Below are 16,210 nucleotides of genomic sequence, written 5' to 3'. Positions count from 1 at the left end.
GAAGATGAAGCCCAAATCCTCAAGGTCCAAATTGCCTGCCGAGCAGGTGGTCAAGGACATCCGCCGCAAGACCCGTCGGCATTTTTCATCGGAAGACAAGATCAGGATCGTGCTGGAAGGCCTGCGCGGCGATGACTCGATAGCTGAGTTGTGCCGCAAGGAAGGCATTGCCCAGAGCCTGTACTACACCTGGTCCAAGGAGTTCATGGAGGCCGGCAAACGCCGCCTGGCTGGCGACACCGCCCGTGCAGCAACTACGGACGAAGTCAGGGATCTGCGCCGTGAGGCCCGCGATCTGAAGGAATGCGTGGCCGACCTCATCCTGGAGAACCGCTTGCTCAAAAAAAGCATGATCGCGGATGGGGGAGACGACGCATGAGATACCCCGCATCCGAGAAGCTGGAGATCATCAGGATCGTTGAGCAATCGCATCTCCCGGCCAAGCGCACGTTGGACCAGCTCGGCGTCGCACGGCGCACCTTCTACCGCTGGTATGACCGTTACCTTGAAGGCGGGCCGGAGGCGCTGGCAGACAGGTCATCGACGCCGATCCGCGTGTGGAACAGGATCGCACCCGAGGTTCAGGATCAGATCGTCGAGATGGCGCTGGAGCAGACTGACCTCAGCCCAAGGGAACTGGCGGTGCGCTTCACTGACGAGAAGCGCTAGTTGGGCGCGCTCCGCTTGCCCTTCTTCGCTTCGCTTCGAATCCGTGTCGGAAGCCACCGTCTACCGGCTGCTCAAGGCCCACGATCTGATCACCAGTCCGGCCTATACTGTGATCAAGGCGGCAGAGGCGTTCCACACCCAGACCACGCGCCCCAACGAGATGTGGCAGACCGACTTTACCTACTTCAAGATCATCGGGTGGGGCTGGGTCTACCTCTCGACCGTGCTCGACGATTACTCGCGCTACATCATCGCCTGGAAGCTCTGCACCACCATGCGAGCCGAGGACGTCACCGACACGCTCGACATGGCTCTGGCAGCCTCAGGCTGCGACCATGCCAATGTGCTGCACAGACCACGTCTGCTGAGCGACAACGGTCCCAGCTACATCGCCGGGGAACTGGCCGAATACATCGAAGCGAACCGGATGAGCCATGTGCGCGGTGCACCCTTCCATCCGCAGACCCAGGGCAAGATCGAGAGATGGCATCAAACGCTAAAGAACCGCGTGCTGCTCGAAAACTACTTCCTGCCTGGCGACCTCGAACAGCAGATCGAGGCGTTCGTCGAGCATTACAACCACCAGCGCTATCACGAAAGCCTCGACAACGTGACGCCTGCCGATGCCTACTTCGGCAGGGCTCCCGCCATCATCAAACGACGAGAAAGGATCAAGCGAAAGACACTCGAACATCGGCGCTTGCAACACCGCAAGCTCGCCGCCTAAACATCAAACCCAGACGAGGCCCGCACTCCGCAATCCTACGCCGCGAGTTGTGCCAAATGTTTTGACGACGGACACGCGTTGGTCACCGGAATACTCTTGAGACATCGTGAACTCTCCCGATTGGTAGCAATACTTGATCTCAACTAGCCTATCAGCTCCGATGAATCCAAACCTTGATACGATCAGGGCGGACTTTCAGGAGTCCTGAATGCGCCTCCTGATCCACTCCTCGACTTCGCTCTCCTGCCACGCAACGGCGTGACCTCCCAACTGCACCGGCCTGGGAAAGTGGCCTTCCGAGATCCAGCGATAAATCGTCGAGCGACCGAGCCCGACCCGATGCTGAACCTCCTTCAACCGGATAAGCCGACTTACATTCTGAGTGCCGGAGTCGGTGTCACGGACTTGCTCAGCCATGCGGATGCTCCGAGGTTGCCTCGAACATCGTGCCGAAGAGCCGATCCTTACGCTCAAGGTCTTCGATGTGGTCGGACAAAAGCCGGGCGACACGATGCGCCGTGCCTTTCGCCCAGCGTGGTTTGACATCATGAACCTGATTGCCAAGCACGCGTTCGAAAGCTGAAGGCAGCTCGACGGTAAACTCCTCGAAGAATTTCGCGAGATCCGAGTGCAGCCAAGCGACAGCCTTATCGCCGCTGCCCGCGAGAAACAGGAACAGATGCGCTTGGGGCGCCACTCCGGCTGCGGCAAGAATGCGAAGCGCTTCACCGACGCTCGCTGCACGTTGCCCCAAGAGCACCCGTCGCAAGCTGTCCTTGTGAATATTTGCGTCCAGCGCGATCTCGCATCGGGGCCGTGTGCTCGCTTCGACCGCAGCAAACAGCAGTCGCGCGAGCCCGGCGCGGATCTCAGGTTCGGGAGGAAGGGAGGCTTTTGACACGGGCGAATCCTATGCTTCGATAATACTCGCCCTATTGGCTAGCTTCGAAGGACATCTGTAGGAAACCGAAAAGAACATACATAGAACATACAGGATGCAACGAATCACCACTCGAGAGTGATTCGCTCAGAATCCGAACCCGAAAACGCAAAATCCGGCAGGTTGCGCGTGGATTGCCGCAGAACCGGCGCAAAATCCCGTCCTGAGCGCGCGAAATCGCGTCGGCATCGTCCCAAATGTCGCTTTTTGCTTTGTCGGAGGACGCAAGTTCGCGGTCGACCATTTCCTACACGCTGGTTCCGGGTGAAGGAAGAAACATACAGCGAACATCACAGTCGCTGTTGTCGATTAACCAACCGGAGTTTTCCTTCATGACCACCAAGACCCTGACCCGTTCCGCCCCGCGGATGCGCGACTATCTCGTGCCCGCTGCGCTGGCACTGGCGATCGCGGGTGCCGCCTATGCAGGCGCCGACACCACCTTCGATCCCGCGCTGACCATGTTCACCGACTTCCTCGAAGGTTCGGGCGGCAAGATCATCACCGTGCTCTCGCTAGCAGGCGGCCTCATCGCGCTCGCCTCGGGACGCTTCGCGCTCGGCCAGGTGGCAGTGCCGGTGGGCGTCGGGATCGGTGTCGGCACCGGCGTGCCCATCGTCACCTCTGTCGTGACCGCGACCATCTGATCGCTGGTCGAACGACGGGAGGGCGGCATGGCCGACAGGTATATTGTGCCACGGCGGCTCGACGATCCGGAGCTTATCGGCTTCTGGACCGTGGACGAGTTTGCGGGGATGCTGATCCCCTTCGCCTGGGGCATCCTCACGCAGCACATCATCATCGGCACAGGCCTGTCGGTCATTGCCTGGTTCGGCCTGCGGAAGGCGAAGTCAGGCAACAAGGGCGCGAAGCTGGTGCATGCTGCCTACTGGTACCTGCCGGGGAGCTTCCTCGGGCTCAAGGCCACACCGCCCTCCCATTGCCGCCTGATCGCAGGCTGAGGGGAGGACCATCCATGGAATCCGAAATCGCGCACGAACAGGCCCAGCGTCATCTGGCGCAGCGCAACCGCTTTGCCGCGCTTGCCGGTGTACTCGGAGTTACCAGCCTCGTCGGCATCGGTGCCGCCGTCACCAGCGACGAACAGGTCGTGCTGGTGCCGATCACCGCCGAGACGCTGACCGTCTCGAGTGGCGGGGTGGACGCGCATTATCTCGAGCTCGTCACCCGCGACACCGCGCTGATGCTGCTCAATCGCGCGCCCGAAAGCCTCGACTACTGGATGGAGCAGATCCTCAAGGTCGCCGACCCGGCAGCGCACGGCCGCCTCAAGGCCGAGCTGGTTGCCATTGTCGAGGAGCAACGCGGCTCGGATATCAGCCAGGCCTTCGTCATCCGCGCGATGGAAGTCGACACCATGGCGCTGACTTCCACGGTCAGCGGCACACTTAAGACCTTCGTCGGCGCGCAGGTGATCGCGAGCCAGGAGCGCAGCTTCACATTCCGCTGGTCGAAGCGCGGGCTCAGCCTCGCGCTCACCGGCTTCGAACAGAATTCAACCCAAGAGGACCAGAACCAATGAACCTCCTCAGCAATCCCGCATCCGCCGCGCTTGCCGCAACCGGCCTCGCATTCTTCAGCGTGGGCGCACAGCAGCGCCGCGATGTCGCATTGAAGCTCGCCGGCCTGACCGCACTCGGGCTTGCGCTCGTGCCAACACCCGCTTTCGCCGACCAGTTCATCGAAGCAAGCGATGGCTCGACGATCGACTGCGAGCTGGCGCGCGGCGAGCTCACCCGCATCGCGCTTATCGAGGACGGTTTTGCCAATGTCTCGAAGATCGCCAGCGGCTTTCCCTATAACGACTTTCAGGTGACGCACGAGCCGGTGCGCGGCGACATCTATATCTCGGTCCCGCCGCAATATGCCTCGGACCGGATCAGCTTCTTCGCCACCAGCCAGGCAGGCCATGTCTACAAGTTCGCCTGCCGCCTTGGCGGCAATGAAGCGACCCAGCTCTTCATCACCAATCCCGCACTTGCACGCAGCGAAGCCGAAGAATGGGAGGCAAGTGCAAGCCCGTCCGACAATGCCATCCGGCTGATCGAGGCCATGGCGAGCGACGCTGTCCTTCCGGGATTTGCCGCGCGCGCCGAACTGTCGCGCCTGCGCCGCACCGGTTCCATCGAAGTTCAGCAGGTCGCGCAATATGACGGCGCCGAGCTGACCGGCCAGCGCTTCGTCATCCGTAATCTCGGCAACGATGCACTGGACCTTGCCAGCGAACGCGAGGCTCCTGCCGGTGCCCTTGCCTTCGCCTATGGCCGCGAAAGCCTCGCTCCCGGCGAAGCGACCAGCGCATTCCTTGTCTTTGCTGCGGGAGGGCTCGAATAATGGCCGAAGCCGACGACACTAAGGGCCAGAGCGAAACCAGCCCCAGCGAACACAAGGATTCTGGGCACAGGGATTCTGGGCGCAAGGATACACGGCGCAACCTCAATGCGAATATCGCGCAGCGGCAGAAACTGCTGCTCGCAGGGATTGGCGGCGTGGCGCTGCTGGCCGGAGGCTGGTTCATCCTCGACGACGACGACAGCGCGCCGGGTGACAGCGACAATGTCGCCAGCATCGACACCGGTGGGCTCGTCAATCGCAACCTTTCTCAGCGCGAGTTCGTCGCCACCTATGGCAATCGTCTCGATGCGCAGGGCCGCGCGATCAAGGACCTGCAGGATACCCAGCTCCCGCGTCCCCAGATCGAGCAGGAACTCGAAGCGCTGCGCGCAGAAAACGCGCGGATGATGAGCGACGGCCAAGTCGCGATCGACGCGATCTCGGCCGAGAATGCCGCGCTCAGAACCGAACTCGAACGCTCGCGCGAAGCCGTGCCCGCTGCGCCTGCCATGCCGCCGCCTGCCTACGGTCCGGGCGTGACACCGCCCGACGAAGGAAACGGCAATGTAGCAAGTCCTGCTGCACGCCCCGGCGGGCTCGATATGCTGACCTTCGGCGAGCGCTCGCCTACGAATGCGCGGCCCGCCGCTGCCGAACACGCGCCCGCGCTGATGCTCGAAGCAAGCCGCGACTATCTGCCGCCCAATTCCTATGCGCCCGCTCGCGTGATCGTCGGGGTCGATGCCTCGACCGGCGTTGCCAGCCAGACCGATCCGTTGCCCGTGGTGCTGCGGATCACCGGCCCTGCCCGCTCGGTGATGCGCGGCAACGAACTGCTCTCGACCGATATCACCGGCTGCCTTGTCAACGGCGCGGCGCGCGGCGATCTCTCGGCGGAGAAGGTCTATGTCCAGCTGGTGCGCATGACCTGCGCCCAGCCCGGAGGCCGCTATGCGGTCTCCGAGGTCAAGGGCTTCATCGCCTTCGCCGGCAAGTCGGGCGTGCGCGGCCGTGTAGTCAGCCGCGAAGGCAGCCTCGTCAGCCAGGCCCTACTCGCCGGGATCGTTGGCGGGTTCGGGCGCGGCTTTTCCGCCAACGCCAATGGGATCTTCACCGGCCAGGTCAGAGCCAATGGCCAGCGCGAGGCACTCTCGCCGACCGACATTCTTGCCGGCGGCATCGGCCAGGGCGCGGGCGAAGCGGCCGATACGGTCAGCCGCTACCTCATCGAACGCGCCGAACAATACCAACCAGTCGTCGAGATGCCGACCGGCATCGAGGTCGAGATCGTCTTTCTCGACGGCGTCCATGTCAGGAGCACACCACAATGAAGTATTCCGAGAACCAGCCCGGCCTCAAGGCGCGCCTCGCCCATGTTGCCATTGCTGCGAGCAGCGCAGCTGCGGTGCTGACCGTCGGAGTCAGCGCGGTCACCGCCATGCCCGCATCGGCCCAGAGCCTGGCCAGCGAAGTTGCGCAGGCACTGAAGTTGCGGCTGCCGAAGACGCCGATCGACGAGATCGCCTGCGACACATTCGGTCCCTGGTGCGAGGTCGTTTCGGGCGAGACGCTGTTCTATATCGACAAGAGTGCCCGCTACCTGCTGGTCGGCCGCCTCTACGACATGGAAGAGCGGCGCGATGTCACCGCTTCGCGGCTGCTCGAACTCAACCCCGACCTGATCGCAGCAGGCGCAGCGCGTGCAAAGCCATCGGCACAAGAAGATGCCGCCGCCGAGCCTGCGGCCGACACAGTCGATCTTTCCACTCTGCCCGCCGAAGGGGCCATTCATTGGGGGAACAAAAAGGGTCCAAAACTCGTCGTCTTCTCCGATTTCCAGTGCGGCTATTGCCGCCGCCTGGTCGATGAACTCGGCAAGGCGGGTGTGCGGGTCGAGGAGCGACCGATCTCCATCCTTGGCTCTCAAAGCCGCCGCCTTGCTGAGACCGTGATTTGTTCCAACTATCCGGCAAGCGCGCTGCACCAGGCCTATGAAGGCGCGCTCGATCCCGGCGGGGCAAGCTGCGCGGAGGTACGCGGGCTCGATGCCAACGAGGCCTTCGCCCGCGCCAACGGCTTTGGCGGAACACCGGTGATCGTGCGCGCAAGCGATGGCGCAGTGCTCCATGGCTACCGCGATGCCGACACGCTGCGCGAGTTTGCAGCCCCCACGAAGGAGCAGCGCAAGTGAGCGGGCTCTCGCATCTGCGCGCGCCGGGCCTTGCCTTGCTCATGCTGACGGGCGGCTGCTCGACACTGGGCGGCAATGTGTCGGGCGATTTTGCCTGCCGCGCGCCCGAAGGGTCGTGTGCGCCGACGACGCTGATCGATGCAGCAGCCACCGGGATCGATGCCCAGGCAAACGCTGCCCCGATACCAGCATCAACGCCCTCAAACACCACCGGCCAAAGCCTGCGGATCGTGCTCGCGGCCCATCGCGACGAGGCAGGCCGCACGCACGAAGCGCGCGTCGTCCATGTCACCCTGCCCGAACCGGCAAGTGCTAGCTGGCGCGCGCCGCAACGCACGGGCGAGGTCCTGCGCGCGATCGGCAACTCGATCGAAGCATCCAACGAGGTGCGATCGAACGCTTCCACAAACCCCTCCGAGCAAATGTCGGACATGCTGCTTCCCCCCTGGCAGCCCGTTCCGGCAGAGCCCGGCGCTGATGCGCCGGCAACAGGGGTACCCGGCGCCGAGCAGGCGGCCCGCGTCCGGGTGCCCCACCCTTCCCAGACCCATGGAGACGAGGAATGAACCTCTCCTTTTCTGCCGCGCGCGACGCGCTCATGGCAGGCCTGTTCGCCGATACAGACCGCGCCGAGAAGGGGGCCGCGCATTTCGCGCTCGACATGCTCTCGGACTGGCTGCCCTACCGCGTCTATGACGAGCGCGCGGGGCTCTATCGCAATCGTGCCTCGAAAGGCTTCGTGCTCGAAGTGACCCCGCTGGTCGGAGCGGACGAACGCACCGGCGAGATCCTCGGCCAGTTCTTCTCCGAAGGACTGCCGCCCGGTGCCTGCCTGCAGGTTCTCAATTTCGCTTCGCCCAGGATCGGCAATGTCGTGGCCCCGTGGTTCGCGCCGCGCTACGAACAGGGCGGGATCTACGAAGCCATTGCCAGGGCGCGCACGAGCCGGTTCTACGATCTCGTCTGGCAATCGGGGAGCGCGCATGCGCCGTTCCATGCGCGCAGCAGCCGCCTGGTCGTCTCCCTGGGCGTGCCGGTTCCCGGCAGCATTACCGATGCGGAACTCACCGAATGCCGCGAAGGCCTGCTCGGCATGCTCCATTCGCTGGGCTTGCATGCCGCGCCGCTAGAACCCGCTGGACTTCTCGCGCTTATCGACGAGCTGACCTCGCCCACCACGGCGCGCGAGCCTGACCGGATCGACTGGAACCCGCACGAGACGCTCGATGTCCAGGCGATCCGCCGCGATATCGAACTGGAGGTCGAGGACGACCGGTTGGTCCTTCGAACTGAACGCTTCCGCGAGACCGGTCGCGACCGGCAGGGCGTGCCGCAGGTCGGCGAATGCTATCCCGACCGTTTTGACCTGCGCCACTATGCCTTCCGCACCGCGCCCGAACGCTGGGCGCCGTGGGAATGCGCGCGGCTGATCGGCGACATGTTCACCGACAAGCTGCGCTTCCCCTGCCCTGCAGCCACCATGCTGTGCCTTGTCTATCCCGACCAGGAAGCCGCCGCCGCGCGCGCGGGCTACAAATTCATGCGCACAACCAGCCTCGCCGATACCAAAAGCGCGCGCTTCCTGCCGCGGCTTGGTGAGCAGTCGGCCGAGTGGAAGCACGTCCAGGCCGAGCTCCAGGAAGGCAAGAAGCTGGTCAAGCTTTTCTACGGGCTCACCACCTATTCGCCGCTCGGCGAAGGCGATGCCCACGAACGCGTGGTGAAAGCCATCTACAAGGCGGCAGGCTGGGATCTCGCCGACGAACGCTTCCTGCAATTGCAGGGCCTGGTCGCGGCCTTTCCCTTGAGCCTTGCCGATGGGCTCGCTGCCGACATGACGCGTTTGAAGCGCCTTCGCACCATGCTTTCGACCACGGCGGCCAATATCGCCCCGATGCAGGGCGAGTATTTGGGCGGCCCCGTCCCTCACCTCCTGCTGGTCGGCAGGCGCGGCCAGCCCTTCTTCTGGTCGCCGTTCGAGAACGGTGCGGGCAACCACAATATCGCGATCTGCGGCAAGTCGGGCTCGGGCAAGTCGGTGCTGCTGCAGGAGCTCTGCGCAGCGCTTCGCGGCGCAGGCGCCAAGGTCGTCGTCATCGATGACGGCCGCAGCTTCGAGCATTCGGTCAAATTGCAGGGCGGACGCTTCGTCGAGTTCACGCTCGCCTCGGGCTTCTCCCTGAATCCCTTCTCGCTGATCGACGATGCACGCGCGGAAGGAGACGAAGACTACCGCCTCGACTGCTTCGCCATGGTGAAAGCGATCGTCGGACAGATGGCGCGGCCAAGCACTGCGCCTTCGGACACCGAGCGCGGCCTTATCGACAAGGCGATATCGCAGGTCTGGGCGAGCCTTGGCAGTGGCGGATCGATCGACGATGTCGCCCATGCCTTGCACGAAGGCGAGAACGAGACCGGCAAGGAACTTGCACTCGCGATCGCGCCATTCTGCCGCGGCGGCAGCTATGCCGGGTTCTTTTCGGGCAAGGCGAGTTTCGCTTTCGACGATGATTTCACCGTCTTCGAAATGAGCGATCTCGCCTCACGCGAGGAATTGAGGAGCGTGGTCCTTTCGGCGATCATGTTCATGACCGGCCAGGCGATGACGCGCTCATCGCGGTCAACCAAGAAGCTGCTGTTGATCGACGAGGCCTGGGCCATGCTCAAGGGCGGCTCGATGGGCGAGTTCGTCGAGACCTATGCCCGCACCGCGCGCAAATATGGCGGCGCGCTCGCCACCGCCACCCAGTCCTTGAACGACTACTACAAGTCCGACGGTGCGCGCGCCGCGCTCGAGAACTCCGACTGGATGCTGGTGCTCCAGCAAAAGCCCGAGACCATCGCCGACTTTCGCAAGGAAGCGCGGCTCGACATGGACGACCGCACGGAGACGCTGATCCGCTCCCTCAAACGTTCGGGCAGCGAATACAGCGAGCTCTACATCAAGGGACCTGAGGTCGAAGCCGTCGGACGGCTCGTGCTCGACCCGCTTTCGGCGACGATCTTCTCCTCCGATCCCGACACCTACGCCGCAATCCACACCCATGTCGAAAGCGGCATGCCGCTCGACAAGGCCATCGCGCTCGTTGCTGGCCTAGAAGGAGAGGCATGATGTGCATGCATGTCGAAACCATGCTTGACCGGATCGAGCACGGCACATTTCCAAAGCCCAAGATCACGATCAGGGAAATGGTGCAAGGCACCTGCCTGGTTCTGATCGAAGCGGCAGGTTTTGCCGCGAGCACGCTGCTCACCGTGCTCGGCCTGCCGCTGTTTGTCTTCCTGTTCCTTGCCGGATGGGACCTGGGGCTGCTGTTCGCCCAGCTCGGCAATCTCGCCGATCACTATGCCAGCGCCGAAGGACCTGCGCGCATCGCCTTCAGCCGCGACCTGCAGCTGGCGTTTCTGGTCCTCGCCGGCGGGTTCACCCTTCTTCGCCTGCCGGCCTTCATCCGGCGTCTTTGCACCAGGCTCGAACGGGAGATGCCGCATGACTGAGCAAGCTTTTTCGCGCCCGCTGGCGCTGAAAGTCGCCGCCACGCTCGCAATCGCAGCCGCGCTGCTCTGGGCCGGATGGATCACGCGCGCGGTGGTCATAGACGAGCCGCCCCGGATCGTCACCGTTCGCCTTGCCGAGACCATCGGCCAGTTCATCGACGAGGCCGCACGCGCCGATGCCGACCCCGCCACCGTGCAGGCAGCGAGCCTCGCTTACCTCCAGGCTGCCGAACTGGCGGTCGCGGACATGGGCAAGGACGGGCGCGTGGTGCTGGTCGCCGAAGCTGTGCTTGCTGGCGCTGCCGAAGACGCAACCCCCGAACTCGAAGCCCGCATCGCCGCAAGGCTCCAAGCGGAGGTACAGCCATGAGCCGCCTCTTTAACTGGAAGCGCGTTGCCCTGCTGTGCGCCCTCGTCGCGCTACCGCTCGCCTGGGCACCGATCGATGCCTTCAGCAAGAGCCATGCCTTCCTCATCAATGCGAGCCCGAGCCTCCCCAATTGGGCCTTCTGGCTCGACAAGGCAGCGCCCATCGGGCGCGGCAGCCTCATTTTCTTCAAGCCGCCCGCAAGCGCGCTCGTGGCGAAGCATTTCGGGGACGACCCGCAGATGTTCGGGAAAAAGGTGATCGGCCTGCCCGGCGATGTGGTGAGCCATGAGGGCATGGAGGTCTTCGTTAACGGGAAGCAGGTCGCCACGCGGCTTGCCCGGACCCGGCTCGGCATCACGCTGACGCGCGGCCCCGCAGGGCCAGTACCTGAAAACTGCTTCTATGTCGGAACCGATCATCCGCGCGGCTTCGACAGCCGCTACGGCGAGATCGGCTTTGTCTGCCGGGGCCAGATCCTCGGCAGCGGAAAGGCGATCCTGTGATGCGCCGCGCCCTTCTCTTTCTCGCCCTCGCGCTCGCCATGCCCGCAACGGCGCATGCCCGCGACTACGGCCAGCGCGGCACGGTATTCCCGGTGGTGGAGCGCGACCTGCTCGAACAGATCCAGTCGCGCCTCACGGCGATGGAGGCCTCAGGCGAGACCGCGCGGCTCAACGAAGAGCTGAAGCGCCGCACACTCGCGCGCGTCGAACGCCCCGTGTCCGTCTCCGGGATAGTGCGCGCCAGCGAAAGCCGCTCGTGGATCTTCGATCCGACCATCGCCTTGCAACAGGATATCAGGGGTGCGCGCGGCGAGCTCATCCATGCCGCGGGAACGCGCGTCAATCCGCTCGACAGCGTCTCCCTGCGTGCCGATCTTCTCTTCCTCGATGGCGACGATGCCGAACAGCTTGCCTGGGCGCTGCGCCAGCAAGGCCAGCCCAAGCTGATCCTTGTGAACGGCGCGCCGCTGCAGCTGATGCGCGCACGCCAGCGGCGGTTCTATTTCGACCAGCAGGGGACGCTGACCTCGCGCTTCGGCATCACGGCGGTGCCTGCACGCTTGCGCCAGCAGGGCCGCCAGCTCGAAGTCAGCGAGATCGCTCTCCCCGCTAGGGCGGAGGCAGGCAAATGAGCACCATACGCAAACTCCTTGCCGCCTTGCTCACGGTGCTGTCGCTGGCCCTTGCCATGCCCGCCGCAGCGGGCGGCGAGCCGGGCAAATGCACTGGCGGTTTCGTCAATCCGATCACCGATATCTGCTGGTCGTGCCTTTTCCCGATCTCAATCGGGGCGCTCGATATCTGGCCCTCGAACCGCCCCGATCCCGACAATCCCGACCTGCCCGTATGCCTCTGCGGTATCCGCCCGGGCATTGCCATGGGCTTCTGGGAGCCGGTGCGGCTTGCCGATGTCAGCATGAAGCCATGGTGCTTCGTCAACCTTGGCGGCACCAAGCTCGATCCTGGTTTCGATATCGGGTTCCGTTCGATCTCGGGTCCCTCGGCGATTGGCGGGGCGAGCCAGTATTATTCGAGCTGGCACGTCCACTGGTATGCCTATCCGCTGATCTACTGGATGGAGATCGTCGCCGATTTCCTCTGCCTTGAGCCCGGCTCGATCGACATTCTCTACATCTCCGAAATCGATCCGCTGTGGCAGGATTCCGAACTCACCGCGATCATCAATCCCGAAGCCGTGCTCTTCGCCAACCCGCTGGCGCTGGCTGCCTGCGCCGCCGATTGCGCCGCATCGACCGCCAGGCTGCCGCTCGACGAGATGTTCTGGTGTGCCGGCTGCCAGGGCTCGATGTACCCGATGAACGGCAATGTCTCGGCCTCGATCGGCCATGTCCAGGCCTCGCGGCTCGTGCTCTCGCGCTTTGCCTACAAGCTGCACCGCGAGCTGGTCTCCTGGGGTACAATGGGCAGTGCTGGTCTGTGCGGCAAATACCTCATGCCAGTGATGAGGAAGCAGCAATACCGCTTCCAGATGACCAACCCCAATCCGGCGACCTCGGGCCGCTACGCCTGCCCGCCGATTGGCGCCTCCACCACGCTTCAGGAACCCGGACAGGTCATTCCCGCCATTGGCGAGGACATGGGCTACCTCGTCTGGCGCAAGAGGAACTGCTGCGCGCTATGAAACATGCCTTTCCCCTTCTCGTCGCCATTTCGCTTCTAACCGCCGCAGGCTTCGCCGCCGTCGCCGCGCAGGACACCGATCCTGAGCTCGATCTCGAAGAAATCCGTGCGCGGGCCGGAGAGTTCACCGAAGATGCCGAAGCGCTTGCAATCAGCGTGCGCAATCGCGCCGAAACACTCGTCGAGGATGCGCGCACCACCCAAGGCGAGGCGCAAGCCAACCGTACTGCCTATGTCGCAAGCGTCGGTACAAGCACTTCGGGCGAGGTGCTCGATTTCGATGCCATGGTGCGCGACCAGGCCGCTGCCGAGCGCAGCGCCATGGGAACAAGCCCGCGCTTTATAGCCTTTGCCTCGCTTTCCATGCCTGAGGCTTCGCTCAAGGCGCTGGTGCAGGACATGGCGCGCGCAGGCGGCGTCACCGTGCTGCGCGGATTTCCCGAAGGCAATGCCGATCTCTTCAAGCGCCGCCTCGCGGCGATCTGGAGCGATGGCAGCGAGACCAGCGCACTCGGCATCGATCCGCGCCTCTTCCGTGACTTTGAAATCGAAGCCGCACCGAGTTTCGTCATGCTCGGCGGCGACTTTTCGTCCTGCGATGGCTTCGATTGCACCAGCAACGTGCCACCGCACGACCGCATCGCCGGCAATGTCAGCGTCGCCTACGTCCTCGAAACCTTCGCTTCAGGCGGAGGTCCAGGCGCAAGTGCAGCCCGTCAACACCTCACCCAGCTTGAAGGAGCCCGGCCATGAAATTGGCACCTTTATTCGCTTGCCTGCTGGCCCTCGCCTTGCCGGGAAGCGCCCTGTCGCAATCGACCGACGCCGCGCGCGCCGATGGCAAGGAGACTGCGCGCGAGCTGCTTGAAACCGCACGCGGCGCAGCATCGGCCCCGGTCGATGCCAATCGTCTGCCCAATTTCGATCCGGCAGGCGTGCAGGACCTCGAGACACTGGCTGACGATCCCGACCGGATCGAGAGCAATTCGCGAAGTGCTGCCCTGGTCCACGAAGGTTACCGGGCGATGGAAGAAAGCCTCGCGCGCCGCGCGCGGTTTGGACCCACCGAGATCGAGGCGGTGATCGCGCGCGCGGGAGCCATCAGCGATGCCCCGATCGACTATACCAGCGGCATGGCCATCGGCGGTAGCCAGGGCCAGTGTGTTGAATTACCGCCGGGTTCCTCCTCGGCAGGCACCTATATCGCGACCTGCAACAGCGGGACCTCGGGCGAACTTGTCGACGCCAGTTGCACGGCGAGCCTCGTGCCCGAAGTAACGACGACGAGCGAATACGACTATTACTGTCTGCCCAACAATGCGCCCGATAACGGCAAGTGGTCGTGTACGAACTATACCGGCGGCAGTTGCTATCTCTACCAGACCGCTTTCGTGCATTGCGCGAGCCTGCCGCAATTCTCGAGCATCCCCTGCCGCGGGCAGAACATGATCGAGGTGCACCGCTTCCGCTGCGGCGAGCAGATCGGTGGCTTCGCGCCCGACGATGTGACGACCACCCGGACACTCGATGTCCGGCTCGACGACAGCCAGTGCCTGCCGCTTGCCCAGGCTTCCACCTGCTCGCAGGTCACCGAGACCTGCACCGATGCCAGTCCGCAGACGCGCGTGGTCGATGGTGTTTCGATCACCCGCAGCTGTTGGGAATGGCAGCGCGACTACGAGTGCCTCGACACGGTGTCGGGCAATGATTGCGGTGAAATCGAAGCCAATCCCGAATGCCGCTTCCTGCGCGAAGAATGCCTCACCGACGATACACCCTGCCAGACCAGCGAGCGGCTCTACGAATGCGCGCTTCCGCCCGATGGCTCGGCGCCTGCGCAATATATCTGCGATGGCGATGTCTATTGCATCGACGGCTCGTGCGAGACCATTGAGCGCACCGCCAATGACGAGTTCAAGGATGCGGTCGTTGCCCTCAATGCGATGAACCAGGCGCGCGGCGAATTCGACGCGCAAACGCTCACGCTCTTTACCGGCACGCGCAACACCTGCTCGTCCAAGGTCTTCGGCGTCCTCAATTGCTGCAAGGGCAAAGGTTTCCCGCTCATTCCGGGAATCAGCCTGCTCGTCGCGCTCGGCTGCGACCGCGAAGAAGTGCTGCTCCACGAGCGCGATGCCCAAGGCCTTTGCGCCTATGTCGGGACCTATTGCTCGGACAAGTTTCTTGGCGTGTGCCTCACCAAGCGCAAGGCCTATTGCTGCTTTGAGTCCAAGCTCTCGCGCATACTCCAGGAACAGGGCCGCGCGCAGCTGCCCAAGCCCTGGGACGAGCCCAAGAAAGAGACCTGCGAGGGTTTCACGCTCGACGAGTTTGCGCAGCTGGATCTCAGCCAGATGGATTTCTCCGAAGTCTATGCCGAGTTCACCGAGGCTGCACGGCTGCCCGACGAACTCGAGACCAGCGTGCTGATCCAGCAGAAAATCGAAGACTATTACGCGAGGAGCACTCCGTGATGCGCTGCCGTTCCTTTCCCATCATCCTGGCACTGACCGCTTTGTGTACCGGAATGCCCGCTCTCGCGCAGGGCGCGCAGCCCGGCGCCGAAACTGCCGAAACGATCTACTGCGAGAAGCGTCAGCTCGGATACTGGTTCTACTGCATCGAACCCGAACCGGAGCCACGCGAAGCTGAAACCACGCCAATGCCGACAGCTAACGCAGTCGAAGAACTCGACGCCATCACCGGGACCTTGCGAGAATTGAAGGCCCAGGCAATCCTCTATCCCACGCCCGCCAACGTCACCGCCTATATCCGCTTCCAGCGCGAGCAACTCGACCGCGCCTCGCTCTTCTCCGATGTCTGGCAGCGCGCGCTGTGGCAGGATCCCGCGCTCGACTACACGCTCGAACGCCCTGTCGGCGCGCTTGCCAAACGGCAATGGCAGGATGCGCGCGCTGCCGAGCGTGACGTTGTGATGGCGCGGCTCTCCGAACGCTACGGCCTGTTCTATTTCTTCGCCCAGACCTGCGGCGCCTGCGAGGTCATGAGCCCGATCGTCAAATCGGTCGCGGATCGCTGGCGCATCACCGTGCGCGCGATCTCGACCGATGGCGGGCCTTCGCGGCATTTCCCGAACTATACTGTCGAGAACGGCCAGCGTCCGCGCATGGGCCTCGAACCCGGCATCACCCCTGCGGTCGTCCTGTGGGACAGCGAGACCCGCCGCCCGATCCCGATCGGTTACGGCGTGCTCTCGGCCGACGAGCTGCAGGACCGCATCTACCTCCTCACCACCAGGGAAGCAGGCCATGACTACTAGGATCGGAACACTCGCGCTCACGCTGGGCGCTCTCGC

At 63.7% G+C, this 16,210-nt stretch carries 18 protein-coding genes and 1 pseudogene; 17 read left to right on the top strand and 2 right to left on the bottom strand.

Going from position 1 to position 16,210, the window contains the following annotated elements; all coding sequences use genetic code 11:
- Positions 1-4: 4 nt before the first annotated feature.
- Positions 5-1,396, top strand: a pseudogene (locus tag CP97_RS05330) (IS3 family transposase).
- Between the two features lie 195 nt (positions 1,397-1,591).
- On the opposite strand, the gene CP97_RS05325 reads toward CP97_RS05330, so the two are convergent.
- Together CP97_RS05325 and CP97_RS05320 are read right to left on the bottom strand one after the other, a co-directional pair.
- Positions 1,592-1,813, bottom strand: coding sequence for a helix-turn-helix transcriptional regulator (locus CP97_RS05325; protein WP_048885096.1), 222 nt, complete (start codon positions 1,811-1,813; stop codon positions 1,592-1,594).
- On the bottom strand, positions 1,806-2,297 hold the full coding sequence (locus CP97_RS05320) for a hypothetical protein (protein WP_048885095.1): 492 nt from the start codon (positions 2,295-2,297) through the stop codon (positions 1,806-1,808). The genes CP97_RS05325 and CP97_RS05320 overlap by 8 nt, the downstream gene beginning before the upstream one ends.
- Before the next feature lie 371 nt (positions 2,298-2,668).
- Between CP97_RS05320 and CP97_RS05315 the strand changes: the two genes are divergently transcribed.
- Genes CP97_RS05315 through CP97_RS05240 form a run of 16 tightly spaced genes read left to right on the top strand, consistent with a single transcriptional unit; the run spans position 2,669 to position 16,174 of the window.
- Positions 2,669-2,983 carry a hypothetical protein gene (locus CP97_RS05315; RefSeq protein WP_048885093.1) on the top strand — a complete coding sequence of 105 codons (315 nt, stop codon included), beginning with the start codon at positions 2,669-2,671 and terminating at the stop codon, positions 2,981-2,983.
- A gap of 27 nt (positions 2,984-3,010) precedes the next feature.
- Complete coding sequence (gene traL, locus CP97_RS05310) at positions 3,011-3,298, top strand: type IV conjugative transfer system protein TraL (RefSeq protein WP_048885092.1); 288 nt, start codon at positions 3,011-3,013, stop codon at positions 3,296-3,298.
- A 14-nt stretch (positions 3,299-3,312) separates the two neighbouring features.
- The gene (locus tag CP97_RS05305; RefSeq protein ID WP_048885091.1) at positions 3,313-3,879 is read left to right on the top strand and encodes a type IV conjugative transfer system protein TraE; all 567 of its coding nucleotides are present in this window, start codon (positions 3,313-3,315) and stop codon (positions 3,877-3,879) included.
- Positions 3,876-4,691 carry a type-F conjugative transfer system secretin TraK gene (locus CP97_RS05300; protein ID WP_048885090.1) on the top strand — a complete coding sequence of 272 codons (816 nt, stop codon included), beginning with the start codon at positions 3,876-3,878 and terminating at the stop codon, positions 4,689-4,691. Before CP97_RS05305 ends, CP97_RS05300 begins: the two co-directional genes overlap by 4 nt.
- Positions 4,691-6,022, top strand: a complete 1,332-nt coding sequence (locus tag CP97_RS05295) for a TraB/VirB10 family protein (protein WP_048885089.1) — start codon at positions 4,691-4,693, stop codon at positions 6,020-6,022. Before CP97_RS05300 ends, CP97_RS05295 begins: the two co-directional genes overlap by 1 nt.
- Complete coding sequence (locus CP97_RS05290) at positions 6,019-6,882, top strand: DsbC family protein (RefSeq protein ID WP_048885088.1); 864 nt, start codon at positions 6,019-6,021, stop codon at positions 6,880-6,882. The genes CP97_RS05295 and CP97_RS05290 overlap by 4 nt, the downstream gene beginning before the upstream one ends.
- Positions 6,879-7,448 carry a hypothetical protein gene (locus CP97_RS05285; protein WP_227819679.1) on the top strand — a complete coding sequence of 190 codons (570 nt, stop codon included), beginning with the start codon at positions 6,879-6,881 and terminating at the stop codon, positions 7,446-7,448. The genes CP97_RS05290 and CP97_RS05285 overlap by 4 nt, the downstream gene beginning before the upstream one ends.
- Positions 7,445-9,994, top strand: coding sequence for a type IV secretion system protein TraC (gene traC / locus CP97_RS05280; RefSeq protein ID WP_048885087.1), 2,550 nt, complete (start codon positions 7,445-7,447; stop codon positions 9,992-9,994). Before CP97_RS05285 ends, traC begins: the two co-directional genes overlap by 4 nt.
- A gap of 5 nt (positions 9,995-9,999) precedes the next feature.
- A complete protein-coding gene (locus tag CP97_RS05275; protein ID WP_418202078.1) occupies positions 10,000-10,380 on the top strand; it encodes a hypothetical protein in 381 nt (126 codons plus the stop codon).
- A complete protein-coding gene (locus CP97_RS05270) occupies positions 10,373-10,750 on the top strand; it encodes a TrbI F-type domain-containing protein (RefSeq protein WP_048885085.1) in 378 nt (125 codons plus the stop codon). The genes CP97_RS05275 and CP97_RS05270 overlap by 8 nt, the downstream gene beginning before the upstream one ends.
- Positions 10,747-11,253, top strand: a complete 507-nt coding sequence (locus CP97_RS05265) for a S26 family signal peptidase (protein WP_048885084.1) — start codon at positions 10,747-10,749, stop codon at positions 11,251-11,253. The genes CP97_RS05270 and CP97_RS05265 overlap by 4 nt, the downstream gene beginning before the upstream one ends.
- A complete protein-coding gene (gene traW / locus CP97_RS05260; RefSeq protein WP_048885083.1) occupies positions 11,253-11,885 on the top strand; it encodes a type-F conjugative transfer system protein TraW in 633 nt (210 codons plus the stop codon). The genes CP97_RS05265 and traW overlap by 1 nt, the downstream gene beginning before the upstream one ends.
- Positions 11,882-12,895, top strand: coding sequence for a conjugal transfer pilus assembly protein TraU (gene traU / locus CP97_RS05255; protein WP_048885082.1), 1,014 nt, complete (start codon positions 11,882-11,884; stop codon positions 12,893-12,895). The genes traW and traU overlap by 4 nt, the downstream gene beginning before the upstream one ends.
- Positions 12,892-13,647 (top strand): type-F conjugative transfer system pilin assembly protein TrbC, encoded by a 756-nt coding sequence (trbC, locus tag CP97_RS05250; protein WP_048885081.1) that lies wholly within the window; start codon positions 12,892-12,894, stop codon positions 13,645-13,647. The genes traU and trbC overlap by 4 nt, the downstream gene beginning before the upstream one ends.
- Positions 13,644-15,368 (top strand): conjugal transfer protein TraN, encoded by a 1,725-nt coding sequence (locus CP97_RS05245; protein ID WP_048885080.1) that lies wholly within the window; start codon positions 13,644-13,646, stop codon positions 15,366-15,368. The genes trbC and CP97_RS05245 overlap by 4 nt, the downstream gene beginning before the upstream one ends.
- Positions 15,368-16,174, top strand: a complete 807-nt coding sequence (locus CP97_RS05240) for a conjugal transfer protein TraF (protein WP_048885079.1) — start codon at positions 15,368-15,370, stop codon at positions 16,172-16,174. The genes CP97_RS05245 and CP97_RS05240 overlap by 1 nt, the downstream gene beginning before the upstream one ends.
- Positions 16,175-16,210 lie beyond the last annotated feature (36 nt).

The sequence above is a fragment of the Aurantiacibacter atlanticus genome, from assembly GCF_001077815.2.
Lineage (GTDB): Bacteria > Pseudomonadota > Alphaproteobacteria > Sphingomonadales > Sphingomonadaceae > Alteraurantiacibacter > Alteraurantiacibacter atlanticus.
The sequence above is the reverse complement of the archived record's forward strand: the minus strand, read 5'-3'. Positions and strand labels throughout refer to the sequence as shown.